This is a genomic window from Paracoccus mangrovi (assembly GCF_042648425.1).
Taxonomy (GTDB): domain Bacteria; phylum Pseudomonadota; class Alphaproteobacteria; order Rhodobacterales; family Rhodobacteraceae; genus Paracoccus; species Paracoccus mangrovi.
In genome coordinates, this window is the sequence record NZ_JBHRXJ010000008.1 from 38,056 (window position 1) to 62,256 (window position 24,201).

General features: G+C 65.3%; 25 protein-coding genes. 11 read left to right on the forward strand and 14 right to left on the reverse strand.

Annotated features, from left to right (window positions below; genetic code table 11):
• Window positions 1–2: 2 nt before the first annotated feature.
• Genes ACFOMH_RS11810 through coaBC form a run of 4 tightly spaced genes read right to left on the reverse strand, consistent with a single transcriptional unit; the run spans window position 3 to window position 4,159 of the window.
• The gene (locus ACFOMH_RS11810) at window positions 3–311 is read right to left on the reverse strand and encodes a hypothetical protein (protein ID WP_377744677.1); all 309 of its coding nucleotides are present in this window, start codon (window positions 309–311) and stop codon (window positions 3–5) included.
• Window positions 312–313: 2 nt separating this feature from the next.
• Window positions 314–1,840 (reverse strand): Fe-S cluster assembly protein SufB, encoded by a 1,527-nt coding sequence (sufB, locus tag ACFOMH_RS11815; RefSeq protein ID WP_377744679.1) that lies wholly within the window; start codon window positions 1,838–1,840, stop codon window positions 314–316.
• Between the two features lies 1 nt (window position 1,841).
• Window positions 1,842–2,909, reverse strand: a complete 1,068-nt coding sequence (locus ACFOMH_RS11820) for a cysteine desulfurase family protein (protein ID WP_377744681.1) — start codon at window positions 2,907–2,909, stop codon at window positions 1,842–1,844.
• Window positions 2,906–4,159, reverse strand: coding sequence for a bifunctional phosphopantothenoylcysteine decarboxylase/phosphopantothenate--cysteine ligase CoaBC (coaBC, locus tag ACFOMH_RS11825; protein ID WP_377744832.1), 1,254 nt, complete (start codon window positions 4,157–4,159; stop codon window positions 2,906–2,908). The genes ACFOMH_RS11820 and coaBC overlap by 4 nt, the downstream gene beginning before the upstream one ends.
• Before the next feature lie 143 nt (window positions 4,160–4,302).
• On the opposite strand from coaBC, the gene ACFOMH_RS11830 reads away from it, so the two are divergent.
• Window positions 4,303–5,814, forward strand: a complete 1,512-nt coding sequence (locus ACFOMH_RS11830; protein ID WP_377744682.1) for a YifB family Mg chelatase-like AAA ATPase — start codon at window positions 4,303–4,305, stop codon at window positions 5,812–5,814.
• A gap of 64 nt (window positions 5,815–5,878) precedes the next feature.
• Here ACFOMH_RS11830 and gshB read toward each other — a convergent pair whose 3' ends face one another.
• The 3 genes from gshB to rsmI all read right to left on the reverse strand — a co-directional run bounded on the left by gshB (window position 5,879) and on the right by rsmI (window position 8,215).
• On the reverse strand, window positions 5,879–6,829 hold the full coding sequence (gene gshB, locus ACFOMH_RS11835; protein WP_377744683.1) for a glutathione synthase: 951 nt from the start codon (window positions 6,827–6,829) through the stop codon (window positions 5,879–5,881).
• Between the two features lie 67 nt (window positions 6,830–6,896).
• The gene (locus tag ACFOMH_RS11840; protein WP_377744833.1) at window positions 6,897–7,253 is read right to left on the reverse strand and encodes a YraN family protein; all 357 of its coding nucleotides are present in this window, start codon (window positions 7,251–7,253) and stop codon (window positions 6,897–6,899) included.
• A 53-nt stretch (window positions 7,254–7,306) separates the two neighbouring features.
• Window positions 7,307–8,215, reverse strand: a complete 909-nt coding sequence (rsmI, locus tag ACFOMH_RS11845) for a 16S rRNA (cytidine(1402)-2'-O)-methyltransferase (protein WP_374424207.1) — start codon at window positions 8,213–8,215, stop codon at window positions 7,307–7,309.
• 113 nt (window positions 8,216–8,328) lie between these two features.
• On the opposite strand from rsmI, the gene ACFOMH_RS11850 reads away from it, so the two are divergent.
• Genes ACFOMH_RS11850 through murJ form a run of 3 tightly spaced genes read left to right on the forward strand, consistent with a single transcriptional unit; the run spans window position 8,329 to window position 13,908 of the window.
• The gene (locus tag ACFOMH_RS11850) at window positions 8,329–9,531 is read left to right on the forward strand and encodes a penicillin-binding protein activator (protein ID WP_374424208.1); all 1,203 of its coding nucleotides are present in this window, start codon (window positions 8,329–8,331) and stop codon (window positions 9,529–9,531) included.
• 2 nt (window positions 9,532–9,533) lie between these two features.
• Window positions 9,534–12,344: a [protein-PII] uridylyltransferase gene (locus ACFOMH_RS11855; RefSeq protein ID WP_374424210.1), complete on the forward strand. Its 2,811-nt coding sequence runs from the start codon at window positions 9,534–9,536 to the stop codon at window positions 12,342–12,344.
• Window positions 12,345–12,363: 19 nt separating this feature from the next.
• Window positions 12,364–13,908: a murein biosynthesis integral membrane protein MurJ gene (gene murJ, locus ACFOMH_RS11860; protein WP_377744684.1), complete on the forward strand. Its 1,545-nt coding sequence runs from the start codon at window positions 12,364–12,366 to the stop codon at window positions 13,906–13,908.
• Here the strand turns inward: murJ and ACFOMH_RS11865 are convergent.
• Window positions 13,899–14,612, reverse strand: a complete 714-nt coding sequence (locus ACFOMH_RS11865) for a rhomboid family intramembrane serine protease (RefSeq protein WP_374424213.1) — start codon at window positions 14,610–14,612, stop codon at window positions 13,899–13,901. The genes murJ and ACFOMH_RS11865 overlap by 10 nt on opposite strands.
• A gap of 85 nt (window positions 14,613–14,697) precedes the next feature.
• Between ACFOMH_RS11865 and trpS the strand changes: the two genes are divergently transcribed.
• Both trpS and bmt read left to right on the forward strand, forming a co-directional pair.
• Entirely contained in the window at window positions 14,698–15,717 is a 1,020-nt protein-coding gene (gene trpS / locus ACFOMH_RS11870) for a tryptophan--tRNA ligase (protein ID WP_374424214.1), read from the forward strand.
• A gap of 74 nt (window positions 15,718–15,791) precedes the next feature.
• Window positions 15,792–16,763, forward strand: a complete 972-nt coding sequence (bmt, locus tag ACFOMH_RS11875) for a betaine--homocysteine S-methyltransferase (RefSeq protein WP_374424216.1) — start codon at window positions 15,792–15,794, stop codon at window positions 16,761–16,763.
• A gap of 30 nt (window positions 16,764–16,793) precedes the next feature.
• Here bmt and ACFOMH_RS11880 read toward each other — a convergent pair whose 3' ends face one another.
• On the reverse strand, window positions 16,794–17,876 hold the full coding sequence (locus tag ACFOMH_RS11880) for a PA0069 family radical SAM protein (RefSeq protein ID WP_377744686.1): 1,083 nt from the start codon (window positions 17,874–17,876) through the stop codon (window positions 16,794–16,796).
• A gap of 162 nt (window positions 17,877–18,038) precedes the next feature.
• On the opposite strand from ACFOMH_RS11880, the gene ACFOMH_RS11885 reads away from it, so the two are divergent.
• Window positions 18,039–18,206 carry a hypothetical protein gene (locus ACFOMH_RS11885; RefSeq protein WP_374424220.1) on the forward strand — a complete coding sequence of 56 codons (168 nt, stop codon included), beginning with the start codon at window positions 18,039–18,041 and terminating at the stop codon, window positions 18,204–18,206.
• A gap of 29 nt (window positions 18,207–18,235) precedes the next feature.
• On the opposite strand, the gene ACFOMH_RS11890 is transcribed toward ACFOMH_RS11885, so the two are convergent.
• A complete protein-coding gene (locus ACFOMH_RS11890) occupies window positions 18,236–18,829 on the reverse strand; it encodes an HNH endonuclease (protein WP_377744687.1) in 594 nt (197 codons plus the stop codon).
• 152 nt (window positions 18,830–18,981) lie between these two features.
• Window positions 18,982–19,302 (reverse strand): DMT family transporter, encoded by a 321-nt coding sequence (locus tag ACFOMH_RS11895; RefSeq protein WP_377744689.1) that lies wholly within the window; start codon window positions 19,300–19,302, stop codon window positions 18,982–18,984.
• Window positions 19,303–19,403: 101 nt separating this feature from the next.
• On the opposite strand from ACFOMH_RS11895, the gene ACFOMH_RS11900 reads away from it, so the two are divergent.
• Window positions 19,404–19,823 carry a VOC family protein gene (locus ACFOMH_RS11900; RefSeq protein WP_377744690.1) on the forward strand — a complete coding sequence of 140 codons (420 nt, stop codon included), beginning with the start codon at window positions 19,404–19,406 and terminating at the stop codon, window positions 19,821–19,823.
• 188 nt (window positions 19,824–20,011) lie between these two features.
• Here the strand turns inward: ACFOMH_RS11900 and ACFOMH_RS11905 are convergent, their stop codons facing one another.
• The 3 genes from ACFOMH_RS11905 to ACFOMH_RS11915 are packed head-to-tail and all read right to left on the reverse strand — an operon-like array spanning window position 20,012 to window position 21,926.
• Window positions 20,012–20,671: an alpha/beta hydrolase gene (locus ACFOMH_RS11905; RefSeq protein WP_377744692.1), complete on the reverse strand. Its 660-nt coding sequence runs from the start codon at window positions 20,669–20,671 to the stop codon at window positions 20,012–20,014.
• Entirely contained in the window at window positions 20,668–21,240 is a 573-nt protein-coding gene (locus tag ACFOMH_RS11910; protein WP_377744835.1) for a DNA-3-methyladenine glycosylase family protein, read from the reverse strand. Before ACFOMH_RS11910 ends, ACFOMH_RS11905 begins: the two co-directional genes overlap by 4 nt.
• Before the next feature lie 50 nt (window positions 21,241–21,290).
• The gene (locus ACFOMH_RS11915; RefSeq protein WP_374424229.1) at window positions 21,291–21,926 is read right to left on the reverse strand and encodes a GntR family transcriptional regulator; all 636 of its coding nucleotides are present in this window, start codon (window positions 21,924–21,926) and stop codon (window positions 21,291–21,293) included.
• A 64-nt stretch (window positions 21,927–21,990) separates the two neighbouring features.
• Between ACFOMH_RS11915 and ACFOMH_RS11920 the strand changes: the two genes are divergently transcribed.
• The 3 genes from ACFOMH_RS11920 to ACFOMH_RS11930 all read left to right on the forward strand — a co-directional run bounded on the left by ACFOMH_RS11920 (window position 21,991) and on the right by ACFOMH_RS11930 (window position 24,124).
• Window positions 21,991–22,659 carry a pyrimidine 5'-nucleotidase gene (locus ACFOMH_RS11920; protein ID WP_374424231.1) on the forward strand — a complete coding sequence of 223 codons (669 nt, stop codon included), beginning with the start codon at window positions 21,991–21,993 and terminating at the stop codon, window positions 22,657–22,659.
• Window positions 22,660–22,730: 71 nt separating this feature from the next.
• Complete coding sequence (locus ACFOMH_RS11925) at window positions 22,731–22,925, forward strand: hypothetical protein (RefSeq protein WP_374424232.1); 195 nt, start codon at window positions 22,731–22,733, stop codon at window positions 22,923–22,925.
• An 8-nt stretch (window positions 22,926–22,933) separates the two neighbouring features.
• Window positions 22,934–24,124 (forward strand): UbiH/UbiF family hydroxylase, encoded by a 1,191-nt coding sequence (locus ACFOMH_RS11930; protein ID WP_377744695.1) that lies wholly within the window; start codon window positions 22,934–22,936, stop codon window positions 24,122–24,124.
• Window positions 24,125–24,201 lie beyond the last annotated feature (77 nt).

Genomic DNA, 24,201 nt, shown 5'->3' on the forward strand with positions numbered 1-24,201 from the left:
ATTCAGTTCTTTCCTTTGTCTTGACCGTCAGAAGCTTCGTCAAATCCGAAAGGATCTTCGCTACTTGCTCGACGATTGCGGATCGATGAGAGTATCTCATCTTCCGGCACGGTATTTTCATCAGGATATATCGCAATGCGACGGAAAGAACGCCTCCAACTCAATTCCGATGCGGCAAAAAGCTTCGCAAAGACCTCTTGCAAGGTTGTCGTAGGATCAAAGACGAAGGTGACCGTTTCTGCATCCGACGAACCCGTCCGCTCTGCGACAACAACAAACTTTTCAGCTTTCGGCGCATTCCGGTCGATCATAATTATCCCACGCTCCCCTCAAGACTGATCGCCACCAGCGATTGCGCCTCCATGGCGAATTCCATCGGCAGCGCCTGAAGGACGTCGCGCACGAAACCGTTGACGATCACCGCCACGGCCTGTTCCTCGTCCATGCCACGCTGGCGGCAATAGAACAGCTGATCGTCATCGACCTTGCTGGTCGTGGCCTCATGCTCGACCCGCGACGAGCTGTTCTTGACCTCGATATAGGGCACGGTATGGGCGCCGCATTTGTCGCCGATCAGCAGGCTGTCGCATTGCGTATAGTTGCGGCTGTTCGTCGCGCGCGGGTGCATGCTGACCAGACCGCGATAGGTGTTCTGTGCCTTGCCGGCAGAAATCCCTTTTGAAACAATGCGCGAGCGGGTGTTCTTGCCAAGATGGATCATCTTGGTCCCGGTGTCGGCCTGCTGCATGTTGTTGGCGATGGCGATGGAATAGAACTCGCCCTGCGCCTCGTCGCCGCGCAGGATGCAGGACGGGTATTTCCAGGTGATCGCCGATCCGGTTTCCACCTGCGTCCACATCACCTTGGCGCGGGCCTCGCGGCAATCGGCGCGCTTGGTGACAAAGTTGTAGATACCGCCCTTGCCCTCTTCGTCGCCGGGGAACCAGTTCTGAACGGTCGAGTATTTCACCTCGGCATCTTCCAGAATGACGATTTCCACCACGGCGGCATGCAGCTGGGCCACGTCGCGCTTGGGCGCGGTGCAGCCTTCAAGATAGCTGACGTAAGAGCCCTTGTCGGCGATGATCAGCGTGCGCTCGAACTGGCCGGTGTTTTCGGCATTGATGCGGAAATAGGTCGACAGCTCCATCGGGCAGCGGGTGTTCGGCGGGATATAGACGAAAGAGCCGTCGGAAAACACCGCGCTGTTCAGCGTGGCAAAGTAATTGTCGGATTGCGGCACGACGCTGCCGAGATATTTCTTGACCAGTTCGGGATGTTCGCGGATCGCCTCGCTGATCGAACAGAAGATGACGCCGGCTTTCGCCAGCTCATCCTTGAAGGTGGTGCCGACGCTGACGCTGTCGAACACCGCATCCACGGCCACGCGACGCCCCTCGGCCGGGGTGTCGCCGGCCCCCTCGACGCCCGCAAGGATCATCTGTTCCTTAAGCGGTATGCCAAGTTTCTCATAGGTCGCCAACAGCTTGGGGTCGACCTCGTCCAGCGATTTCGGCTTTTCCGTCATGCTTTTCGGACGGGCATAGTAATACTGATCCTGATAGTCGATTTCAGGATAGTTGAGCATCGCCCATTTCGGTTCCGTCATGGTCTGCCAGCGGCGGAATGCCTGAAGACGCCATTCGGTCATCCATTCCGGTTCGTCGTTCTTTTTCGAGATGAGCCGGACGATATCCTCGTTCACGCCTTTGGGGGCGTATTCCATCTCGATCTCGGTGTCCCAGCCGTATTTATAGGACCCCATATTCTGGACGGTCTCGACGGTCTCGCGGTCTACGCCCTCGCGGACTTCGATTGCTTCGCCGGTTTCAACAGCCATCTCAAACCTTTCCTGCGGTCGCCCGCGTGTCATTCCTTTGCCGCCAGCGGTCATGGGCCGCCAGCCACGCATCCGCAAAACGCGCCACGTCCCGGTGATCCGTTGTCGGACCGATCGAGACGCGGATCGCATCGCCCGCCTGTTCCGGCGCGATCCCCATGGCCGTCAGGACGGAACTGGGGCGAACCTTGCCCGAGGAACAGGCCGACCCCGCCGAAACGGCGAAACCGGCAAGATCCATCTGCATCACCTGTGTCTCTCCGCGCCAACCCGGCGTCAGGATCGACAATGTATTGGGCAAGCGGCGGGATTCGCGCCCCGGGAATGTAACCATTCCTGCCCCGGATTCCAGTCTGAGCATAAGGGAATCACGGATTTCCGACATTTTTTCTGCGATTCCTTGATCCAGATCATTCTGGGCGGCCGTTGCGGCGGCGGCAAAACCCAGAATGCCGATCAGGTTTTCGGTCCCGGCGCGGCGGCCCTGTTCCTGTCCGCCGCCCTTGATCCGGGCCTCGATCTCGGTGCCGCGACGCACGATCAGGGCGCCGATACCGCGCGGGCCGCCCAGCTTATGGGCGCTGACGAAACCGGCCTGGATCCCCAGCCAGTTGAAGGCGAAAGGCACCTTGCCGAATGCCTGCGTCAGGTCGCTGGCCGCCAATCCCTGCGGCAGATCCTGCAAGACGCCGGTTTCCGCATTGGCCAGTTGCAGCGTGGCGCGGCCCGGTTCGGGGACGCTGACCCGACCGGCCGCATCGACCGCCAGATCATCCCGGCACCACGCCGTCACGGCGGCATGTTCGACCGCCGCGCAGGCCAGATCGCGCCCCCCCAGGATCAGCGCCGCCGATTCCGTCGCCCCCGAGGTAAAGATCACATCCGCCCCCTCGGCCCCAAGCGCGGTGGCGATCTCTTCGCGGGCGCGCTCCAGCGCGGATTTCGCCGCCCGCCCCTCGGCATGCACGGATGAGGGGTTGCCGGTGATCCCGGTCGCCTCGATCATCGCTGCGCGCGCCTCGGGGCGCAGGGGCGCGGTGGCGTTCCAGTCCAGATAGGTCCGCATCATTCCCGCGCCCCCGCCAGTTCATCGGCAATGCGGTCGGCCAGACGCCGCGCCACCTCGGGCTTCGAAAGGCGCGGCCAGCTTTCCGCGCCCGCATCGGAAATCAGCGTCACCGCATTCTCATGGCCGCCCATGATTCCGGTCGCGGGCGACACGTCATTGGCAACGATCCAGTCACAGCCCTTGCGCAGACGCTTGGCGGCGGCGTTTTCCAGCACATTGTCGGTTTCGGCCGCAAAGCCCACGACCAGCGGCGGACGCCCCTGATGCAACTGGCTGATCCATGCCAGAATGTCGGGATTCTCAGCGAATTGCAGGCCGGGCATCTGGCCCGATCCATCCTTCTTGATCTTGCCCGCACGCGCATTGGCGACATGCCAGTCGGCCACCGCCGCCGCCATCACGGCGGCATCGGCGGGCAGCGCGCGTTCGACCGCATCGCGCATTTCGCGCGCGGTCTCGACGGCGATCACATCGACGCCTTCGGGAGCGGGCACCTCGGCCGGGCCGGTGATAAAGCTGACGCGCGCGCCCAGATCGCGCAGCGCCGCCGCGATGGCCGCGCCCTGCGCCCCGCTCGAGCGGTTGGCGATATAGCGCACCGGATCGATCGGCTCATGCGTCGGCCCCGAAGTCACGATGACATGGCGCCCCATCAGCCGGCGCGACGGCAGCGAAACCACCGCCTCGGGCGGCAGGCGCAGGGGTTTCTCGCGGCCAAGCGCGTTGCGGATCGCGGCGAGGATCTGTTCGGGCTCGGCCATGCGGCCGGGGCCGTATTCGCCGCAGGCCATGTCCCCCTCGTCCGGGCCGATCATGCGGATGCCGTCGGCCTCCAGTTGCGCGCGATTGCGCCGGGTCGCGGCATGCTGCCACATGCGCACATTCATCGCCGGCGCGATCAGCACCGGCTTGTCGGTCGCCAAAAGCAGGGTTGAGGCCAGATCGTCGGCCATCCCCGACGCCATCCGCGCCATCAGATTCGCGGTCGCCGGCGCCACCACAACCAGATCGGCAGCCCGCGACAGCTGGATATGGCCCATCTCGGATTCGCGGGTCAGGTCGAAAAGCTCGGTATGACAGGGCGATTCCGCCAGCGCCGACAGCGTCAGCGGCGTCACGAATTCCGCCCCCGCATGGGTCAGAACCGGCACGACCGACGCCCCTTCGCGCCGGATCATGCGGATCAGTTCGGGTATCTTGAAGGCGGCAATGCCCCCGCCGACGATCAGCAATATCCGGCTGCCCTGCATGACGCTTCCCCATTCCATGGTCCTGCCACAGGACATAGGCCGAAGCGCCGCCCGGAACAAGCAAGCGGCGCGCCCGGCGCCCGTTAACCATTTCTTAAGGCCGCGCCGGTTAACCAGTTCCGAAAACGGGATCGGGGACAGGCATGGTGGCAATCGCCTATACAGTGGCTTTCGACGGGGTCGAGGCGCGGCTGGTCGAGGTGCAATGCTCGGTCTCGCCCGGGTTGCCGGGCTTTGCCATCGTGGGCCTCCCCGACAAATCGGTCAGCGAGGCGCGCGAACGGGTCAAGGCGGCCTTCGGCGCGCTCTCCATCGCCATGCCCTCGCGCCGGGTGACGGTGAACCTGTCGCCCGCCGACCTGCCCAAAGAGGGGTCGCATTTCGATCTTCCCATCGCATTGGCCGTGCTGGCCGCGCTTGAGGTCGTTCCGGCCGAGGCGCTGTCGCAGGTCGTGTCACTGGGCGAGCTGGCTTTGGACGGGCGGCTGTCGCCGGTCGCGGGCGCCCTGCCCGCCGCCATGGCCGCATCCGAGGATGGCCGGTCGTTGCTTGTGCCCAAGGCCTGCGGCCCCGAGGCGGCATGGGTCGGGACGGTGCCGGTCTTTGCCCCCCGCCACCTGCGCGAGGCCGTCGACCACCTGACCGACCGCGCGCCGCTGCGCCGTGCCGAACCCGGCGAACTTGCGCCGGAAAACCGCAGCAGCGACCTCTCCGAGGTCCGGGGACAGGAACGCGCCCGCCGCGTGATCGAGATCGCCGCCGCCGGTCGCCATCATTTGCTGATGATCGGCGCGCCCGGCGCCAGCAAATCCATGCTGGCCACCCGCCTGCCCGGCCTCTTGCCGCCACTGAGTCCCGCCGAGGCGCTGGAAACATCGGTCATTCAATCGGTTGCGGGCATGCTGGCCAATGGCGGGATTTCCCGGACCGCGCCATTCTGTCAGCCCCATCACACCGCCTCGATGGCGGCGATGGTGGGGGGCGGGCGCAATGCGCGTCCCGGACAGGCCAGCCTGGCGCATAATGGCGTCCTGTTTCTTGATGAACTGCCTGAATTCGAACGCCGCGTGATCGATGCGCTGCGCGAGCCCATCGAGACGGGGGAAATCCATGTTTCGCGCGCCAATGCCCATATCCGCTATCCGGCGCGATTCCTGTTGGTGGCCGCCGCCAATCCCTGTCGCTGCGGGGAATCGGCGGATGGCGCGCCCTGCCCGCGCGCACCGCGATGCCAGTCGGACTATCTGGGACGCATTTCCGGACCGATGATGGATCGTTTCGACCTGCGCATCGACATGCCACAGGTAAGTTACGAGGAGCTCGCCCTGCCACCTTCGGGCGAAAGCTCGGCCATGGTGGCCGAACGGGTGGCGGCGGCCCGGGCCGTGCAGAGCAAACGCTTTGCGGCGCATCCGAATGTGCGGGTCAATGCCGATGCCGCCGGGCGCCTATTGGAAGAAATCGCCCCGCTCGACAGCGAATCCCGGGCATTGCTGGCGCTGGCGGCGGAACGTCTGGGGCTGACCCCGCGCGGCTATCATCGCATCCTGCGCGCATCGCGCACCATTGCCGATCTGGATGCATCGGAACATATCCGGCAACCGCATCTGGCCGAGGCGCTGACCTATCGCCTGCCTTTCGGGCGCCCCGACTAGCAGGCCGCAGGACCCGCCGCTGGTGCGAGCCGGCCACCCGAACGGCCCGGCGACCCGCGAGACCTTAGCCCCGTGCGGCCAGCTTGCGCTCGATGGCGTCCCAGATCAGTGCGGCGGCATTGATGCCATCGAACCGCTCAAGCTCCTGAATCCCGGTGGGCGAGGTCACGTTGATTTCCGTCAGCCAACCATCGATCACGTCGATTCCCGTGAAGAGCAGCCCCTTTTCACGCAGAACCGGACCGATCACGGCACAGATCTCGTGCTCGCGCGCGGTCAGGCCGATCTTTTCGGGGCGGCCGCCGACATGCATGTTGGACCGCGCCTCGCCTTCGGCGGGAACGCGGTTGATGGCACCGACCGGCTCGCCATCGACCAGAATGATGCGTTTATCGCCCTTGACCACCGCAGGCAGGTATTTCTGGGCGATCACCGGCTCGCGGCTGCCCGCAGAGAAGGTTTCGATCAACGAAGACAGGTTCGGATCGTTCGGCCGCAGATGGAAGATCCCGGCGCCACCATTGCCGTAAAGCGGCTTGACGATGATATCGCCATGACGCTCGCGGAACGCGCGGATCAGCGACAGCTCGCGGGTGATCAATGTCGGCGGTGTCAGATCGGGAAAATCCAGCACCAGCAGCTTTTCCGGGCTGTTGCGCACCCAGAACGGATCGTTGACGACAAAGGTCCCGGGATGCACGCGGTCCAGCAGATGGGTATTGGTGATATAGCCCATGTCAAAGGGCGGATCCTGCCGCAGCCAGACCACGTCGAATTCGGACAGATCGACATCGGCCCAATCGCCGAATGTCACATGATTGCCCGCCTCGCGGCGCAGGGTGACGGGACGGCCGCGCGCGACGACGCGCCCTTCGACATAGCTCAGCTTGTCGGCCGTATATTGAAACAGGCGATGTCCGCGCGCCTCGGCTTCAAGGCCCAGGCGGAACGTGCTGTCCCCATTGATCGAAACATGCTCGATCGGGTCCATCTGAAAGGCGACGTAAAGGCTCATGATCCCAATCCCGGTCTGTTTCAGACAGGTTTCTGACCCGACAGCCCCGGGTTTGCAAGATCGGGCGTCAATTCATCCCGAATGCGTTTTCAACGATATCGACACGCCCGAACTGATCGACCAGCGCGGCATCAAAGCGCATCGCGGTCATCATGCCCGTGGGCAACCGCCCGCAAAATTCCAGCGCGGCGCGGCAGATCCGCGCGATCTGCCGACCACCGATCCGTTCCGCGGCACGGCTGTGGCTCGAGGATTTCTTGACCTCGACAAAGATATATTCCTCACCCCGGCGCAGGATAAGGTCGATTTCACCGCTGCGACCGCGCCAGCGTTCCGCGATCAACTCATGACCTTGTTGAATATAGGTGCGTGCAACAGATTCCTCGGCCATGCAACCGGCGGAATAGGCCACCCGACCGCGCAGGGATCTATCTGCCGCGGGCTGCACGGGCATTCCGTCGAAAGATCTTTCATGCCTCATTCGGCTTCCCTCTTCATGTCCAGCGCCAGCGCATAAACATCGCGCCGCGACAGGCCGTAACGTCCGGCCACCTCGGCGGCGGCCTCCTTGACCGGGATGCGACCCAGCAATTCCCCCAAGGCCGCGCGCAACACGTCATCATCCGCGACCACAGGTTCGGGATGCCCGAACAGAACCACGATTTCCCCCCGCAACCCCTCATCCGGGATGGATTGCATCAGTTCGCCAGCCGTTCCGCGCAACACCTCTTCGAATTTCTTGGTCAGTTCACGGCAGATCACCGTAGCCCGATTCGCCTCAGTTTCGCAGATATTCTCCAACAGTTGTTTAACGCGCCTGGGACTTTCGAAAACGATCACCGTCGCCTCGACCCCGCGCCAGCTTTCGATCCATTTCCGTCGCGCCGCGCCGGATGACGGCGGAAACCCGACAAAGAGAAACCTGTCGCTGGGCAGACCCGAGACCGAAAGGGCGGTCAGCGCGGCCGAGGGGCCGGGCAATGCCCGCACGACAAACCCCGCCTCGGCTGCGTCGCGCGCCAGCCGATATCCCGGATCCGCGACCAGCGGCGTGCCCGCATCCGAGGCATAGGCCACCGACTTCCCCTCGGCCAGCGCCGCAAGAATCGCCGGACGCTGCCGGTCCGCATTGTGATCATGATAGGCGATGATCCGCCGACCGCGCAGATGCAGACCGTGAATATCCATCAGATGGCGCAGATTGCGCGTGTCCTCGGCTGCCAGAACATCGGCCGCATTCAGCACATCCAGCGCCCGCAGGGTGATATCCCGGGCGGCCCCGATCGGGGTCGCAATCAGGTGCAGACCCGGCTCGGGCGGGGTTGCCGCGACCGTCAGCGGAACGGGCCGCGCCGACATCCCGGTCGTGTTGCCGCTGTCCTCCATGGGGTCTCCTTGATCATGGCCAACGATCCGCGCCGGCAAGTTGCCATGTCGGGAATATGCCAATAACCTGCCCCCGACAAACCCCCAGCACCCAGACCACAGGGAATCACGCCATGACCGTCCTTACAACGATCCGCGGCGCCTTCGATCTGCGCCGGCCGCTGGCGCGCATCGGCGCCGCCCTTGCGGTATTGACGCTTGCCGCCTGCGAACCGGGGGCGGGCACCGCGACCGGACCGCAGACAGGCCAGCTGATCGACCCGTCGCAACCGGTACAGGTGGCGCTGCTGGTGCCGGCGGGCTCTGGCAATGCCGATCTTGACTGGCTGGCCCGGTCGCTGACCAATTCCGCCAAGATGGCCGCCACCGACGCCCAGGGCGCCACCATCGACCTGCGCGTCTATTCGGCCGGCTCGGACCCGGGCGAGGCCGTGGCCAAGGCCAATCAGGCCGTCGCGGACGGCGCCAAGATCATCCTTGGCCCGCTTTTCGCCGACAGCGCCAATGCGGTCGGCAATGCCATGGCCCCCAAGGGCGTGAACGTACTTTCGTTTTCCAACAATACCGACATCGCCGGCGGCAATGTCTTCGTGCTGGGTAATACCTTCGACAATGTCGCCGACCGGCTGGTGCGCTATGGCGTCAGAAACGGCAAGCGCCGCATCATGATGGTGGCCGAGGATGACGCGGCCGGTCAGGTCGGCGCCCGTGCCATCGAGCGCGCGATCCAGAAAAACGGCGCCTCTCTGGCCGGCACCGCCGTTCACCAGCTGTCGAAGCAAGGCATCGACGCGGTCATCCCCAATATCTCGCAGGCGGCGCTGTCCGGGAATGTCGACGCGGTGTTTCTGACCGCGAACCAGGGCGCGGTGCTGCCCTATCTGACCGACAAGCTGGCCGATGCGGGCGTCACCTCGGCCTCGGTCCAGATGATGGGGCTGACGCGCTGGGACCAGCCCTCGGCACGGTTGCAGCTGCGCGGGACACAGGGCGGCTGGTTTGCCATTCCCGACACCACGCTGCGCGCGCAGTTCGATCAGCGCTATCGCTCGCTTTATGGCGAGGCGCCGCATGACCTTGGCTCGCTGGGCTATGACGGCGTTGCCGCCATCGCGGCCCTTGTCCGCGCCGGCAAACGCAATGCGCTGACCACCGCCGGCCTGACCCAGAATTCAGGCTTTGCCGGCGTCTCGGGCGCGTTCCGCCTGCGCCGCGACGGCACCAACGAACGCGCGCTGGCCGTGGCCACGATCCGCAACAATCAATTGCTGGTGCTGGATCCGGCGCCGCGCGGCTTCGGCGGTTTCGGGTTCTGATCTTGAGCATCGGCAATACCGATCCACTGCCTCAAAGCGCCCCGGCCTTGCCCGGGGCGCATTCTTTGTTCACCCCCGAGACATTCCTGCCCCGGCTGACCGAGGCGCTGGCCGATCTGTCCGAACCGCGCGACATCCGCGCCCGGACCGTCGAAATCCTGAGCCAGGCGCGCAGCGACGCCAAGGCCGATATCGCCGCGGGCTTCATGTCCCATCCCCGCGCCGCCCGCGAAACCGTGCGCGCCATCGCCAGCCTGACCGACGCCACGGTGATCGCGATCCACCATGTCGCGACCACGATCCTGCATCCGCTGCCCAATCCCACCGATGCCGAACGGCTGGCGGTGCTGGCCATCGGCGGCTATGGGCGCGCCGAAATGGCGCCGCAATCGGATGTCGATCTGTTGTTCCTGACCCCGTGGAAGGTCAGCGGCTGGGCCGAAAGCGTCATCGAATCGATGCTTTACATGCTGTGGGACCTCAAGCTGAAGGTCGGTCAGGCCACCCGCTCGGTCGATGACAGCCTGCGGCTGGGGGCGGGTGACATCACCATCCGCACCAGCCTTCTGGAACATCGGCTGGTCTGCGGTCACGCCCATACCGCCGAAATTCTGCGCGACCGGCTCTGGTCCGAGCTGTTCGACAAATCGGTCCCCGAATTCATTCAGGCCAAGCTGGCCGAACGCGCCGAGCGCCACCGCCGTCAGGGCGGTCAGCGCTATGTTCTTGAACCCAACGTGAAAGAGGGCAAGGGCGGGTTGCGCGACCTGCAAACCCTGTACTGGATCGCGAAATACATCCACCGCGTCGACCGCGCGGTCGAGCTGGTCGATCTGGGGTTCTTCACCCGCGAGGAACATCTGACCTTCTGGCAGGCCGAGGATTTCCTTTGGGCGGTGCGCTGTCACCTGCATCTGATCGCCGGCCGCCCGACCGATCAGCTGACCTTCGACATGCAGGTCGAGGTCGCCACGCGCATGGGCTATCGCGATCTTGGCGGGCGGCGGGCGGTCGAAATCTTCATGCAGGACTATTTCCTGCACGCGACCAAGGTCGGCGAACTGACCCGCGTCTTTCTGGTGGCGCTTGAGGCCCGGCACCTCTACAAGGCGCCGATCATGAACATCCTGTTCCAACGCCGCCGCCGCGTCCGCGCGGGCTTTCGCGTGGATCGGGGCCGCCTGACCTATGCCGACGAGGCCGCGTTCCTGTCGGACCCGCTGAACATCCTGCGCCTGTTCGAAGAGGCGCTGCGCACCGGCATCCTGATCCATTCCGACGCCATGCGACTGGTGACCGCGCATCTGGACCTGATCGACGATCACATGCGCTCCGACCCCGAGGCGGTGCGCATCTTTCTTGACCTGCTGTTGAAGCACGGCAATCCCGAACGCGCGCTGCGGCGGATGAACGAGCTGGGCGTTCTGGGGGCCTTTATCCCGGAATTCGCCCCGGTCGTGGCGATGATGCAGTTCAACGTCTATCACCACTACACCGTGGACGAGCATCTGATCCAATGCGTCGCCGCGCTGGCCTCGATCGAACGGGGCGAGGAAATCGAGGATCTGCCCGTCGTCACCGGATTGATGAAGGGCCGGATCAACCGCCGCGTCATCTATCTGGCGGTGCTTTTGCACGATATCGGCAAGGGCCGGACCGAGGATCACTCGATCCTGGGCGCGCGGCTGGCGCGGCGGATCTGCACCCGCTTTGGCCTGCCCGCCGATGAGATCGAGACCATCGAATGGCTGATCCGCAACCACCTCTTGATGTCGGATGTGGCGCAGAAACGCGACATTGCCGATCCGCGCGTGCTGCGCGACTTTGCCAAGGCGGTCAAGACCACCAAGCGGCTGGATCTTTTGCTGATCCTGACGGTTTGCGACATTCGCGGCGTCGGCCCCGGCACCTGGAACAACTGGAAAGCCATGCTGCTGCGCCGGTTGCACAAGGAAACCACCGAGGCGCTGGAAAACGGGCTCGAAGAGCTGAACCGCGACAAGCGCACGGGCGAGGCCAAGCGTTCGCTGCGCCACCTGCTGATCGCGCGGGGCTGGGAACCCAAGGCCATCAAGACCGAACTGGGGCGGCATTACGACAGCTATTGGTCGGGCCTGCCCACCGACACGCAGGGCGTCTTTTCGCGGATGCTGGACGGGATCGGCGACGATGAGATCCGCATCGACCTGCATCCCGATACCGACCGCGATGCGACGCGGGCGGCCTTTGTGCTGGCCGACCATCCCGGGATCTTTTCGCGCATGGCGGGGGCCCTTGCGCTGGTCGGGGCCAATATCGTCGATGCGCGCACCTATACGACCAAGGACGGGTTCGCGACCGCCGTCTTCTGGTTGCAGGATGGCGACGGCCATCCCTATGCCGCCGACCGCCTGCCCCGCCTGCGCAAGATGATCGAGCGCACGCTTGGCGGCGAGATCCTTGCGCGCGAGGCGCTGGCCGGCCGCGACAAGCCCAGAAAGCGCGACAGCGCCTTTCGCTTTCCGACCCATATCACCTTCGATAACGAAGGCAGCGACGTCTATACCGTGATCGAGGTCGACACCCGCGACCGCCCGGGCCTGCTTTACGATCTGACCCGGACGCTTGCCGAAAATCACATCCAGATCGCCAGCGCGGTGATCGCGACCTATGGCGCGCAGGTGGTCGATACCTTTTATGTCAAGGACATGTTCGGGCTGAAGCTGCATCAGGCCCACCGCCGCGAGGCGCTGGACAAGAAGCTGCGTCAGGCGATCAAGGACGGCGCGGAACGTGCCGAAAAGGCCGATCGCCCGGCGGGCGGCACGTTCTGAAAGTCACGGAAGGCAAGCAATGCAACCGATCAGATTAATCCGGGGCTTTCTCTCGGTGGGGGCATGGACCTTGGCCAGCCGGCTCGTGGGGTTCATCCGCGACGTGATGATTGCGGCCTATCTGGGCACCGGCCCGGTGGCCCAAGCCTATATCGTGGCCTTCACCCTGCCCAATATGTTCCGCCGCTTTTTCGCCGAGGGCGCCTTCAACACCGCCTTCGTGCCCATGTTCGCCAAGCGGCTTGAGGCCGGCGACGATCCGCGCGGCTTTGCCGAACAGGCGTTTTCCGGGCTGTTCAGCGTGGTATTGGTGTTTTCGCTCATCGCGCATTTCGCCATGCCGTGGCTGGTGCTGGCCATGGCTGCGGGGTTCAAGGGGGACGAGCGCTTTGATCTGGCGGTGCTTTATGGCCGGATCTGCTTTCCCTATATCCTGTTCATCTCGTTGACGGCGCTTTTGTCGGGGCTGCTCAATGCGGGCGGGCGCTTTATCGCGGCGGCGGCGGCGCCGGTTCTGATGAACTTCATCCTGATCGCGGCGATGCTGATGGCGGATCGCTTTGGCTGGGACATGGGGATGGCCATGGCATGGTCGACGCCCATTTCCGGGATCGCGCAGCTTTTCTGTGTCTGGTGGGCCGCAAAGCGCATGGGCTTTCCCCTGCGCCTGCGCCGGCCGCGCCTGTCGCCCGAGATGCGCCGCCTGCTGGCGGTGGCGGCGCCTGCGGTGATGGCCGGGGGCGTCGTCCAGATCAACCTGCTGGTCGGGCGTCAGGTCGGGTCCTTCTTTGACGGCGCCATTGCGTGGCTGACCAATGCCGACCGGCTTTATCAGCTGCCTTTGGGCGTCGTCGGCATCGCCATCGGCATCGTGCTGTTGCCCGACATCTCGCGCCGTCTGAAAGCCGAGGATACCGAGGGCGGCCGCCATGCCTATAACCGCGCCACGGAATTTGCGCTGTTTCTGACCGTGCCGGCCGCCGTGGCGCTGGTGGTGGCAAGCTATCCGCTGATTTCGGTGCTGTTCAAACGCGGCGCCTTTCTGGATGCCGATGTCGGCCCGACCGCGCTGGCGCTGGCGATCTATGGCGTCGGATTGCCGGCATTCGTGCTGCAAAAGGTGCTGCAACCGCTGTATTTCGCGCGCGAGGACACGCGCACGCCGTTCCGTTTCGCGATCTGGTCGATGGTGGTCAACGCGGTCATGGCGCTTGGGCTGGCGCCGTTCATCGGCTTTTCGGCGGCGGCCCTTGGGACCACCATCGCCGGATGGACCATGGCCGCGCAGCTATGGCTCGGCACCCGCGCCTTTGGCGAGGCGGCGGCGCTGGACGCGCGGCTGAAACATCGCCTGCCCCGCATCGTCTTCGCCTCGCTGGTCATGGGCGCGGTGATCTGGGCGATGAAGCTGGGCCTTGCGCAAATGCTGGAAACCCCGGGCCAGCGCTATCTGGCGCTCGCGGCGCTGGTCTTTGGCGGCATGGGCAGTTACGGGCTTGCCGCGATCCTTCTGGGGGCGATCCGGCCCTCGGATCTGCGCACCGGGTTCCGGCGTCAGCGCTGACGGATCTGGCGCATCACGCGCCCGATCCCGCCCGGCACAAGCACGAAGGACAGAAGGAAGCCACAGCAAAAGCCCGCCACCTCGGCGATCCAGGTCATGCTGCCATCCTGAAACAGGATGCCGAATACAAGCTGGAACGCCATCAGCATCCCGATCAGCGTAAAGGCGCGCATGCGGTTGGCATTCTGCTGTCCCAGCCGGGTCCAGAGCAGAAAGGTAAAGGCACCGACAAAGCCGTAGACCGCCGGATAGCCGCCGATCAGCGGCTGGAACCGCCATTGCGGCAAAAGCCCCGCAAACAGCGTATAGATCAGCGCCCCCCCGATGGCCGAGCCGAAAAACAGCACCACCACCGCCCAGGGCCGGAACTGGCTGGCGATCAGGTTCCCCAGCGCCAGCGCAAAGACCACCACGAAAACCGCATGCGTCAACGACAGATGCACAAAGGAATAGGTCAGGATGCGCCAGCCCTGCCCCAGATCGAACATGCGCAGCTCCCACAGCCGCAGCACGAATTCGGGCACATAGGCCGTGCGCTCGGCCGCGAGCTGGCGCAGGGCCATGCCCGCACCGGGCTGGCCGCCGCCCACAAAGCCCAGCTGGCCAAGCCCGAAATAGATCTCAAGCGCGATGATCGGCAGAACCAGCGCCCAGATCACGGGCGGCAGCGGGTTCAGGGGCGATTCGTCATAACCGGGGCGCATCTTTCTTCCTTTGCTGGCTGGGCGGTTGCGCCCGGACGGGCCAAGGGGTAAGGCAGCGGGTGGAAATTTCCAAGCAGGTAGTGCCATGACCACGAGCTTTGCGCCGCGCATTTTCTCCGGCATCCAGCCCTCGGGCGGGCTGACGCTGGGCAATTATCTGGGCGCGCTGAAACGCTTTGCCGAATATCAGGGCTCGGGCCCCGAGACGATCTATTGCGTCGTCGACCTGCATGCGATCACCGTCTGGCAGGATCCCGGAAAACTGCGCCACAACACCCGCGAGGTGGCGGCGGCCTTCATGGCCTCGGGCGTGGATCCGGCCGTATCGGTGCTGTTCAACCAAAGCCAGGTCGCCCAGCATGCCGAACTTGCATGGCTGTTCAACACGGTCGCGCGCGTCGGCTGGATGTACCGGATGACCCAGTTCAAGGACAAGGCCGGCAAGAACAGCGAAAATTCTTCGCTGGGCCTTCTGGCCTATCCGTCGCTGATGGCCGCCGACATCCTGGCCTATCACGCCACCGCCGTGCCGGTGGGCGACGATCAGAAACAGCATCTGGAACTGACCCGCGACATCGCCGCCAAGTTCAACCACGATTACGGCGTCGATTTCTTTCCGATGACCGAACCGCTGATCGAGGGCACCGCGACCCGCGTCATGTCTTTGCGCGACGGCAGCAAGAAGATGTCGAAATCCGACCCCTCGGACGCGACGCGGATCAATCTGACCGACGATGCCGACACCATCGCCCAGAAAATCCGCAAGGCCCGCACCGATGCCGATCCCCTGCCCGCCACGATGGACGGGCTGAAGGACCGCCCCGAGGCCCGCAATCTGGTCAATATCTACGCAGCCCTTTCGGGCGAGACCGGCGATCAGGTTCTGGCCCGTTTCGAGGGTCAGGGCTTTGGCGCCTTCAAGCCGGCGCTGGCCGAGGTCGCCGTCGAGGTGCTGGCCCCGATCACCGAGCGGATGAGCCGTTTCATGGCCGACCCGGCCGAGATCGACCGCATCCTTGGGCGCGGCGCGGATCAGGCGCGGGCCATCGCCCAGCCCATCGTCGAACGCACCAAGGACATCATGGGCATGATCCGCGCGGGCTAGTCCCGCGCGCGGTTTCGATGGGGCGCGGTCCAATCACGCGCGCGCCCCTGAACGTCCCGGATGGGGAAAACAGGATGAGCGACCAACTGACCCGGATGCTCGGCGAACGGCCCTGGCTGCTGGCCGACGGGGCGATGGGGACCAATCTTTACAATATGGGTCTGGCCCCCGGTCAGGCGCCGGATCTGTGGAATGACAGCCAGCCCGACAAGGTGGCCGATCTGCACCGGCAGATGATTGCGGCCGGGGCCGATCTGATCCTGACCAACAGCTTTGGCGCCAATGCGACGCGGCTGCGGGTTTCGGGGGCCGAGGGACGCGTCGCCGCCCTGAACCATGCCGCCGCGGGGCTGGCGCGGGATGCCGCGCAGGATGCCAAAAGGCCGGTGACCATCGCCGGCTCGATGGGACCGACCGGCGAGATCATGGCCCCGATCGGCCGGCTGACCGAGGCCGAGGCGACCGCGATCTTTACCCAGCAGGCCGAGGCCCTGAAAGAGGGTGGCGCCGAGCTGCTTTGGGTGGAAACCATCAGCGCGCTTGAGGAAATGCGCGCCGCCGCCCGGGCCGCGCAAAGCGTCGGCCTGCCATGGTGCGGCACCATGAGCTTTGAGCCGGGCGGGCGCAGCATGATGGGCGTCACACCGCCGCAGCTTGCCGCATTGATCGACCGGCTGCCCCATCCCCCCGTCGCTTACGGCGCGAATTGCGGCACCGGCCCGGCCGAGCTTTTGATGGTGCTGTCGGGATTTGCCGCCTCTGGCAACGAGCTGCCGCTGATCGCCAAGCCCAATGCCGGCGTGCCGCGCTATCAGGATGGCGGGCTGATCTATGACGCGACGCCCGCCGTCATGGCCGAATTCGCGGTTCTGGCCCGCGATCTGGGGGTGCGGATCATCGGCGGCTGTTGCGGGACCACGCCCGCGCATCTGGCCGCCATGCACGCCGCGCTGATCGAGACACCGCCCGGGCCGCGCCCCAATACCGAGACGATCTCGGCCCGGATCGGCGCGGCCATGCGGCTTGCGGCCGAGACCGGCGACTAGACCGGCCGCCAGCCGCCGCCCGCCGCCCCCTCAGAACAGCGACAGCTGATCGCCCGCTTGCGGTGGCCGGGCAAAGCGGCTGCAATCCAGTGGCGCGAGCACCCGTTCCAGCCCCAGCCGTTTGCGTGCAAGGCGGAAACGCTGATGCAGCAGATCGGCCTCGGGGCCTTCGCCGCGCATGCGGTTGCCAAAGCGCGGATCGTTGTCGCGCCCGCCGCGCATGGCCTGAACCCGCGCCATGACATGGGTGGCCTTGCCGGGATGGTGGCGATCCAGCCAGTCGCGGAACAGGGGCGCCACCTCAAGCGGCAGGCGCAGGGGGATCATGCTGGCGGCCGTCGCACCCGCATCGCGCGCGGCCTGCATGATGCGTTCCAGTTCCGGCTCGGTCAGCACCGGGATCACCGGCGCGACCATGACCCGCACCGGCACCCCCGCCCCGGCCAGTCCCGCGATCATGCGCAGCCGGGTCGCGGGGGTGGGCGCGCGCGGCTCCATCTGCCGGGCCAGATCCGCGTCCAGCGTGGTGATCGAAACCCCGACCGCCACCTGCCCCCGCGCGGCCATCGCTCCGAGCAGGTCCAGATCGCGCAGAACCGTGGCCCCGCGCGTGACCAGCGCCACCGGATGGTTCCAGTCATGCAGCACCCGAAGACAGGCGCGCATGATGCCCAGCCGCGCCTCGACCGGCTGATAGGGATCGGTATTGGTGCCAAAGGCGATGGGCGCGACCGCATAGCCCCGGCGCCCGATCTCGGCCGCCAGCAGATCGGGGGCATTGGGCTTGGCGGTGATGCGGGTTTCGAAATCCAACCCCGGCGACAGGCCCAGATAGGCGTGGCTGGGCCGGGCAAAGCAATAGATGCAGCCATGTTCGCAACCGCGATAGGGGTTGACCGAGCGGTCAAAGGGCACGTCGGGCGAACGGTTGCGCGTGATGATCGAACGGGCGCGTTCCTCGGCCACCTCGGTCCGCAACAGGCTTTGCTCGGTCGGGATGTCCCAGCCGTCATGCTCGCGCTCGGCGCAATAGGGTTCGAACCGGGCGGCCGGCCGCGCATCGGCGCCACGCGCGCGCAGGATTTCATCGGGATTGCGGGGCAGTCGGGTCATAACTGAATTATAGAACATTATGCGAACATCTGTCATGCCCGTCACCCGCACCGGCACCCAGAAATATTTTCAGAAAGCTTGCAGCATCCTGCCCGGCAAAATCCGCGCTTGGGGCTTTTCGTCAGGCCCTGCACACGCCATATTAGGACAACGGAGGATGATATGCCCTTGCCGCATTTCCTGTTGCTGATCCTGGCGGTGATTCTGGCCGCGGGCCTGACCATCTGGGTCGCCAGCGCCGTGGGGATTCCGCTCTTCGTGCTGGGACTTCTGGCGCTTCTGGCTGCGGCGGTCGCGCATCTGGGCATGCGCGACGACCACCGCCACTGATCGCGCGGCCGGAATCGGCCCTTAGCGCCTCAGCTTTCCAGCTCGGTATCCCAGTAGAGAAAGTCCATCCAGCTTTCATGCAGGTGGTTCGAGGGAAAGCGCCGGCCGGCCGCGTGCATTTCATCGGGCGTGGGCCGACGCGCCGGCCGGCGCAGGCTCATGCCCGAATTTTTCAGCGACTTGTTGGCCTTTTTCAGGTTGCAGGGCGAACAGGCCGCGACGACGTTTTCCCAGCTGGTGACGCCGCCACGCGACCGGGGCACGACGTGATCAAAAGTCAGATCGCCCCGCGCGCCACAATACTGACAGCAGAATTCGTCCCGCAGAAAAAGATTGAAGCGCGTGAATGCCACGCGCTTCTGGGGTTTGACGAAATCTTTCAGCACCACCACCGAGGGGATGCGTATCGAATGCCTCTGGCTTCGCACCACCTCGTCATATTCGGCGATGATCTGGACCCGGTCCAGAAACACCGCCTTGACCGCCTCTTGCCAGGGCCAGAGCGACAGCGGGTAATAGCTGAGCGGACGGAAATCGGCGTTCAGCACCAATGCCGGATGGTGACGCAGGCCGGCCGGCTCACGCACGAAATGGGTTCGGAAATCGCCGTGATCGTCCAGCATCGGCCCTCACTCTGCCTTGCCCGGAACTCGTCCTAATCCGTAGGGCCGACTATATATCGCGGCTGACGGCTGGCAAGTCCCCGAATGTATGCCTGTGGATGAAATATCCGTCAGCCATGACAGGGGTGTGACAAGGGCCGTTTTGGGGCCGCCTAATGCGATGAGCCAAGCTTCATCAGCAACAGCCCCGCAACGATCAGCACCGCCGCGACCATCCGCATCGTATCGGCGGATTCGCCCAGCACCGTGATGCCCAGCACAAAGGCCCCGACCGCGCCGATGCCGGTCCAGATGACATAGGCCGTGCCCAGCGGCAGCACCTTCATCGACAGCGACAGAAACCAGAAACTGGCCAGCGACCCGATGATGGTGATGATCGTCGGCACCGGGCGGGTAAAGCCCTCGGACAGCTTCATGTAATAGGCCCAGACCACCTCAAGGATGCCGGCAATACCCAGATAGATCCACGCCATTTTCGCACGCTCCTGAACAAGACCAAGGCAGGTTGATCCCCCCGGCGCGGCGGGTCAAGCAAGGCTGGCGCCACCGCGCACTTGCTGGCAGAATGGTTGCCATGCGGCAACCACCCCCCTTGTCCGGCACGCTGGAATCGGCGCTTTACGCCGAGGATCTTGAGGCGGCGGCCCGGTTCTGGACCGGCGTGATCGGCCTGACCGAAATCGCCCGCAGGCCCGGGCGGCATGTCTTTTTTCGCTGTGGGGAACAGGTGCTATTGGTCTTTTGCGCCAAGGCCACGCGCATTCCGCCCGCCCCCGATGCAAACCTGCCGGTGCCGCCCCATGGCGCAACCGGACCCGGGCATTTCTGCCTGAGTGCGGCGCCCGAGACGATGGACGCATGGCGCATTCATCTTGAGGCAAAAGGAATCGCGATCGAGGCCGATTTCATCTGGCCCCAAGGCGGCCGGTCGATCTATTTCCGCGACCCGGCCGGCAATTCCATCGAGATCGCGGATCCCGCGATCTGGCGCTGATCAGCGGCGGGCGTGGGCGCGAACGGCAACCCGTTGCGGTTGCGGCATCATCAGGCGCAGAACCAGCAGGCTGGCCGGTATCAGGGCGATGGCAGTCGTCCAGATCAGGTCCATTCGGTGTCTCCTCAGCACGTCCGACTTAACGTAAGCCCTGTTTTCGCGGCTGCAAGCCCTGAAACGCAATCGTCTCAGGGTTTTGCGGAAAGCCGCTCTTTCAGGAAACCCAGCGCCACGGACAGCCCGTCGGGGGAAATGCCGTGGCCGGTCCCCTTCATGACATGGCCATAGACGGTGAAACCGGCCTTTTGCAGCGCCTCGCCGGCGATGGCCATGCTGTCAAAGGGCACGACCGGGTCCTGATCGCCATGGATCAACAGGACCGGCGGCCGGGTCTTGGCACCGATCTCGGCATCGGGTTCGATCAGGCGGCCCGAAAAGCCCACGACGCCGGCGATTTCGGGGCTGCGCTGCGGCGCGACGGCCAGGGCCATCATCGTGCCCTGCGAAAACCCGACCAGCGCCAGACGCTCCGCCGGCAACTCCTCGGCGGCCAGCACCTGATCGATGAAGGCGTTGATATCGTCAAAGGACTGCGCCGCCGAGGCCCGCGCCTGCTCCTCGGACGAGCCGTCCATCCAGGGGATCGGAAACCACTGATATCCTATGGGATTGTTGACACAGCGTTCGGGCGCGTCGGGGGCATAGAATGCGGTGCCGGGCAGATGCCGCGACATCGGATCGGCCAGCCCCAAAAGATCGGCCCCGTCGGCGCCATAGCCGTGCAGAAAGATCACCACGGAATCGGCCTTTTCCGGCCCTCTGCGTGCGGATTTCAAATCGCGTGTCATCTTATCCCCTCTCGGCCCTTGGCCTTGCGGTAATAGGCCCAGAGCGCGCGCGCCGCAACCGCGCGCCATGGCCGCCACGGCGCGGCCAATGCCGTCAGGGCCGAGGGGCCGGGACGCTCGTTCAGGCCGTAAAGCAGCCGCGCCGCCTCGGCCAGCGCAAGATCGCCCGCGGCAAAGGCATCGGCCCGCCCCAGCGCGAATTTCAGATAGATATCGGCCGTCCAGCGCCCGATCCCCGGCAGCGCGGTCAGCCGCGCGATCACCTCGTCATCGGGCAGATCGCGCAGCGCGTCCCAATCGATTCCCGCCTCTGCGATGCCGCGCAGATAGCGGATCTTGGGGCGCGACAGCCCCGCCGCGCGCAGGGCATCGTCACCCGCGCCCGCAATCGCCGCCTCGCCACTCAGCCCGGCCGCCGCCATGCGCGCCGCGATCGCCGCCGCCGCATGGGTGGAAATCTGTTGCGACACCACCGCATCGCAGATCGCCGCGAAACCATCCGCCCGCAGCCGCAGCGGCAAGGGCATCAGCGCCGGCAATTCCCGCGCCCAGACCGGACAGACCTGCATCAGATGCGCGGCCCCCGCCTCAAGATCGGCGGCGTCGCGGATGCGTGCGGTCACTCATCCACCTCGGAATTCAGCCGCGCTTCCTCTTTCAGGCGGGTCTCATAGGCCATCGAGATATGGCGCCGCAGCGCCTGTTCGGCCCCCGCCTCGTCGCGCTGGGAAATCGCATCGACAATCGCCTGATGCTCGTCCAGCGTCACCCAGTCGCGGCCCTTGGCCGAAAGCGTCGTCCCCGCCATCAAGGCCATCGAGCGATGCACCAGATTGAGCTGCTGGACCAGAAACCGGTTATGCGAGGCCAGATGAATCTGGTGATGGAATCGCCGGTTGGCCCGGGCGAGTGTCTGCGGATCGCCCAGATTGGTGCGATCCTCTTCGACCATGCCGATCAGGACGCGGATTTCCTCGGGTGTGGCGTGGCGGGCGGCCAGACGCGCGGCCAGCGCCTCAAGCTCGGTCCTGACGGTATAAAGCTCGGCCAGCTGGTTGTGGTCCAGCGTGGCCACGATCAGGCTGCGCCCGTCACGCTTGAGCATGGATTGCGTTTCCAGCCGCTGAAGCGCCTCGCGGACCGGGGTGCGCGAGACGCCGAACCGTTCGGCCAGCTCGGATTCCACCAGCCGGTCACCGGGACGATAGGTGCCGTTGTCGATGGCGGAAAGGATCAGGGAATAGGCGTCTTTCATGCCCGCACGATCCGCGAGCGCGCACCCGATTGCAAGCGCGATGCCTCGGGTTTAGGCAGGGGTCATGGATTTTCGACACATCACCACCTGGATCTTCGATCTCGACAACACGCTCTATCCGCCCGAGGCGAGCCTGTTTTCACAGATCGAAAAGCGCATGACCGCCTATGTGATGCGCGAACTCGGCCTGTCCGAACCCGAGGCCAACCGCCTGCGCAGCCAGTACTGGCGCGCGCACGGCACGACGCTGGCCGGGCTGATGGCCGAACATGGCATCGACCCGCTGCCCTATCTGCGCGATGTGCATGACATCGACTTTTCGGTGCTGAGCCCCGACCCGGAACTGGCCGCGCTGATCGCGGCCCTGCCCGGCCGCAAGATCGTCCACACCAATGCCGATGCCGCCTATGCCGCCCAGGTTCTGGCCCATCGCGGGCTGGCGGTTTTCGACGCGGTCTATGGCGTCGAGGAAACCGGCTTTCACCCCAAACCCGACCCGCGCGCTTATGCCGCAGTCCGGGACGCCGACGGTTTCGACCCCGCCCGCGCCGCCATGTTCGAGGACGATCCCCGCAATCTGGAAATCCCGCACCGGCTGGGCATGCGCACGATTCTGGTCGGCGATGGCCGCGACGGCCCCGACGCGCTTGCCCCCGATCACGACCATGGCGCGCATGTCCAGAACCGCACCCGCGACCTGACGGCCTTTCTGCGCAATCTTGCCGAAACCTGAAACCCGGCTAAAATTCGCCCGCCCCCTGTAGCCCGCGCGGCATCGCGCGCCCAGCCCCCCGTGAGAACGCCATGGACCACACCGACCAAGCCCAATTGCAAAGCGACAACCGCTTTGCCAATCTGCTTTTCCTCTTTGCCGCGATGCTCGTCGTGCTCAGCCTGATCGCGCTGGCGCTCTGGGGCCTGCCGGCCATCGCCATGGTCGGGCTTGCCGCCACGGTCGCGGTGTTTTTCATGCTGATCGCCTACGCCGCCGGCTGGTAAGAACACCGATGCAGATCCGGGATTGCGATGTTTTCATCTCGGGCGGCGGCATTGCCGGCCTGATCGCGGCGGCGGCCTTTGGCAGCGCCGGCTATTCGGTGATCTGCGTCGATCCCGCCCCCCCCGTCACGGCCGAGGATGCCCGGGGCGCCGACCTGCGCAGCACGGCCTTTCTGCATCCCTCGATCGCGGTGCTGTCGGCGGCCGGGCTTTGGGACAGGCTCGCGCCCCATGCCACGGCCTTGCAGGTGATGCGCATCATCGATGCCGGCGGCAAGCTTTCGCAGGCCCGCCTCACACGCGATTTCGACGCCGCCGAAATCTCGGATCAGCCCTTTGGCTGGAACCTGCCCAACTGGCTTCTGAAACGCGAAATCCCGGCGCGACTGGCGCAGTTGCAAAACGTGCAGTTCCTGCCCGGCACCGGCACGGCGACGCTCCTGGCCCGCGACAGCCAGGCGCTGGTGACCCTGACCGATAGCCGCCATATCCGCGCGCGCCTGGTGATCGGCGCCGATGGCCGCAACTCGGTCGTCCGCGATGCGCTGGGAATCGGCACCCGCACGCTGCGCTACGGCCAAAAAGCTCTGGCCTTCGCCGTCACCCATGAACGCCCCCATGACAATGTCTCGACCGAGATCCACCGCTCGGGCGGGCCTTTCACGCTGGTGCCGCTGCCTGATCGCGACGGCCGCCCCTCATCGGCAGTGGTCTGGATGGAGCGCGGCCCCGAGACCGCCCGCCTGCGCGCCCTCAGCCGCGAGGACTTCGGCACCGAACTGAATATCCGCTCGGCCGGCGTGCTGGGCCACCTGACCCAGGCCACCCAGCTGACCGAATGGCCGATCATCAGCCAGATCGCCGACCGCTTCACCGGCCCGCGCACCGCCCTGATCGCCGAGGCGGCCCATGTCGTCCCGCCCATCGGCGCACAGGGCCTGAACATGAGCCTGGCCGATCTCGGCGCGCTGATCGCGCTTTCCGCCGGCGATCCGGGCAGCCCGACATCGCTCGACGCCTACGACCGCCGCCGCCGCCCCGAGGCGCTGGCCCGGCTCATGGGCATCGACGCGCTCAACCGCGCCAGCATGATCTCGTCGCGGCCCTTGCGCGACCTGCGCGCGGCCACGCTGGGCGGGCTTTACGCCATCGCGCCCCTGCGCCGGGTGATGATGCGCGCAGGCCTTGGCGTCAGCTGAGACTTTCTTCTTCACATAAATATCCATGCGGCCGCGCCACCCGGCCGCATGGCACCCCATGGCATCCGGCCGCGCAA

What these genes read in the sequence shown, in the direction of transcription:
- ACFOMH_RS11810 (WP_377744677.1), bottom strand. Translation starts at nt 311, where the DNA reads ATGATCGACCGGAATGCGCCGAAAGCTGAAAAGTTTGTTGTTGTCGCA.
- sufB (WP_377744679.1), bottom strand. Translation starts at nt 1,840, where the DNA reads ATGGCTGTTGAAACCGGCGAAGCAATCGAAGTCCGCGAGGGCGTAGAC.
- ACFOMH_RS11820 (WP_377744681.1), bottom strand. Translation starts at nt 2,909, where the DNA reads ATGATGCGGACCTATCTGGACTGGAACGCCACCGCGCCCCTGCGCCCC.
- coaBC (WP_377744832.1), bottom strand. Translation starts at nt 4,159, where the DNA reads ATGCAGGGCAGCCGGATATTGCTGATCGTCGGCGGGGGCATTGCCGCC.
- ACFOMH_RS11830 (WP_377744682.1), top strand. Translation starts at nt 4,303, where the DNA reads ATGGTGGCAATCGCCTATACAGTGGCTTTCGACGGGGTCGAGGCGCGG.
- gshB (WP_377744683.1), bottom strand. Translation starts at nt 6,829, where the DNA reads ATGAGCCTTTACGTCGCCTTTCAGATGGACCCGATCGAGCATGTTTCG.
- rsmI (WP_374424207.1), bottom strand. Translation starts at nt 8,215, where the DNA reads ATGGAGGACAGCGGCAACACGACCGGGATGTCGGCGCGGCCCGTTCCG.
- ACFOMH_RS11850 (WP_374424208.1), top strand. Translation starts at nt 8,329, where the DNA reads ATGACCGTCCTTACAACGATCCGCGGCGCCTTCGATCTGCGCCGGCCG.
- murJ (WP_377744684.1), top strand. Translation starts at nt 12,364, where the DNA reads ATGCAACCGATCAGATTAATCCGGGGCTTTCTCTCGGTGGGGGCATGG.
- ACFOMH_RS11865 (WP_374424213.1), bottom strand. Translation starts at nt 14,612, where the DNA reads ATGCGCCCCGGTTATGACGAATCGCCCCTGAACCCGCTGCCGCCCGTG.
- trpS (WP_374424214.1), top strand. Translation starts at nt 14,698, where the DNA reads ATGACCACGAGCTTTGCGCCGCGCATTTTCTCCGGCATCCAGCCCTCG.
- bmt (WP_374424216.1), top strand. Translation starts at nt 15,792, where the DNA reads ATGAGCGACCAACTGACCCGGATGCTCGGCGAACGGCCCTGGCTGCTG.
- ACFOMH_RS11880 (WP_377744686.1), bottom strand. Translation starts at nt 17,876, where the DNA reads ATGACCCGACTGCCCCGCAATCCCGATGAAATCCTGCGCGCGCGTGGC.
- ACFOMH_RS11885 (WP_374424220.1), top strand. Translation starts at nt 18,039, where the DNA reads ATGCCCTTGCCGCATTTCCTGTTGCTGATCCTGGCGGTGATTCTGGCC.
- ACFOMH_RS11890 (WP_377744687.1), bottom strand. Translation starts at nt 18,829, where the DNA reads ATGCTGGACGATCACGGCGATTTCCGAACCCATTTCGTGCGTGAGCCG.
- ACFOMH_RS11895 (WP_377744689.1), bottom strand. Translation starts at nt 19,302, where the DNA reads ATGGCGTGGATCTATCTGGGTATTGCCGGCATCCTTGAGGTGGTCTGG.
- ACFOMH_RS11900 (WP_377744690.1), top strand. Translation starts at nt 19,404, where the DNA reads ATGCGGCAACCACCCCCCTTGTCCGGCACGCTGGAATCGGCGCTTTAC.
- ACFOMH_RS11905 (WP_377744692.1), bottom strand. Translation starts at nt 20,671, where the DNA reads ATGACACGCGATTTGAAATCCGCACGCAGAGGGCCGGAAAAGGCCGAT.
- ACFOMH_RS11910 (WP_377744835.1), bottom strand. Translation starts at nt 21,240, where the DNA reads ATGCAGGTCTGTCCGGTCTGGGCGCGGGAATTGCCGGCGCTGATGCCC.
- ACFOMH_RS11915 (WP_374424229.1), bottom strand. Translation starts at nt 21,926, where the DNA reads ATGAAAGACGCCTATTCCCTGATCCTTTCCGCCATCGACAACGGCACC.
- ACFOMH_RS11920 (WP_374424231.1), top strand. Translation starts at nt 21,991, where the DNA reads ATGGATTTTCGACACATCACCACCTGGATCTTCGATCTCGACAACACG.
- ACFOMH_RS11925 (WP_374424232.1), top strand. Translation starts at nt 22,731, where the DNA reads ATGGACCACACCGACCAAGCCCAATTGCAAAGCGACAACCGCTTTGCC.
- ACFOMH_RS11930 (WP_377744695.1), top strand. Translation starts at nt 22,934, where the DNA reads ATGCAGATCCGGGATTGCGATGTTTTCATCTCGGGCGGCGGCATTGCC.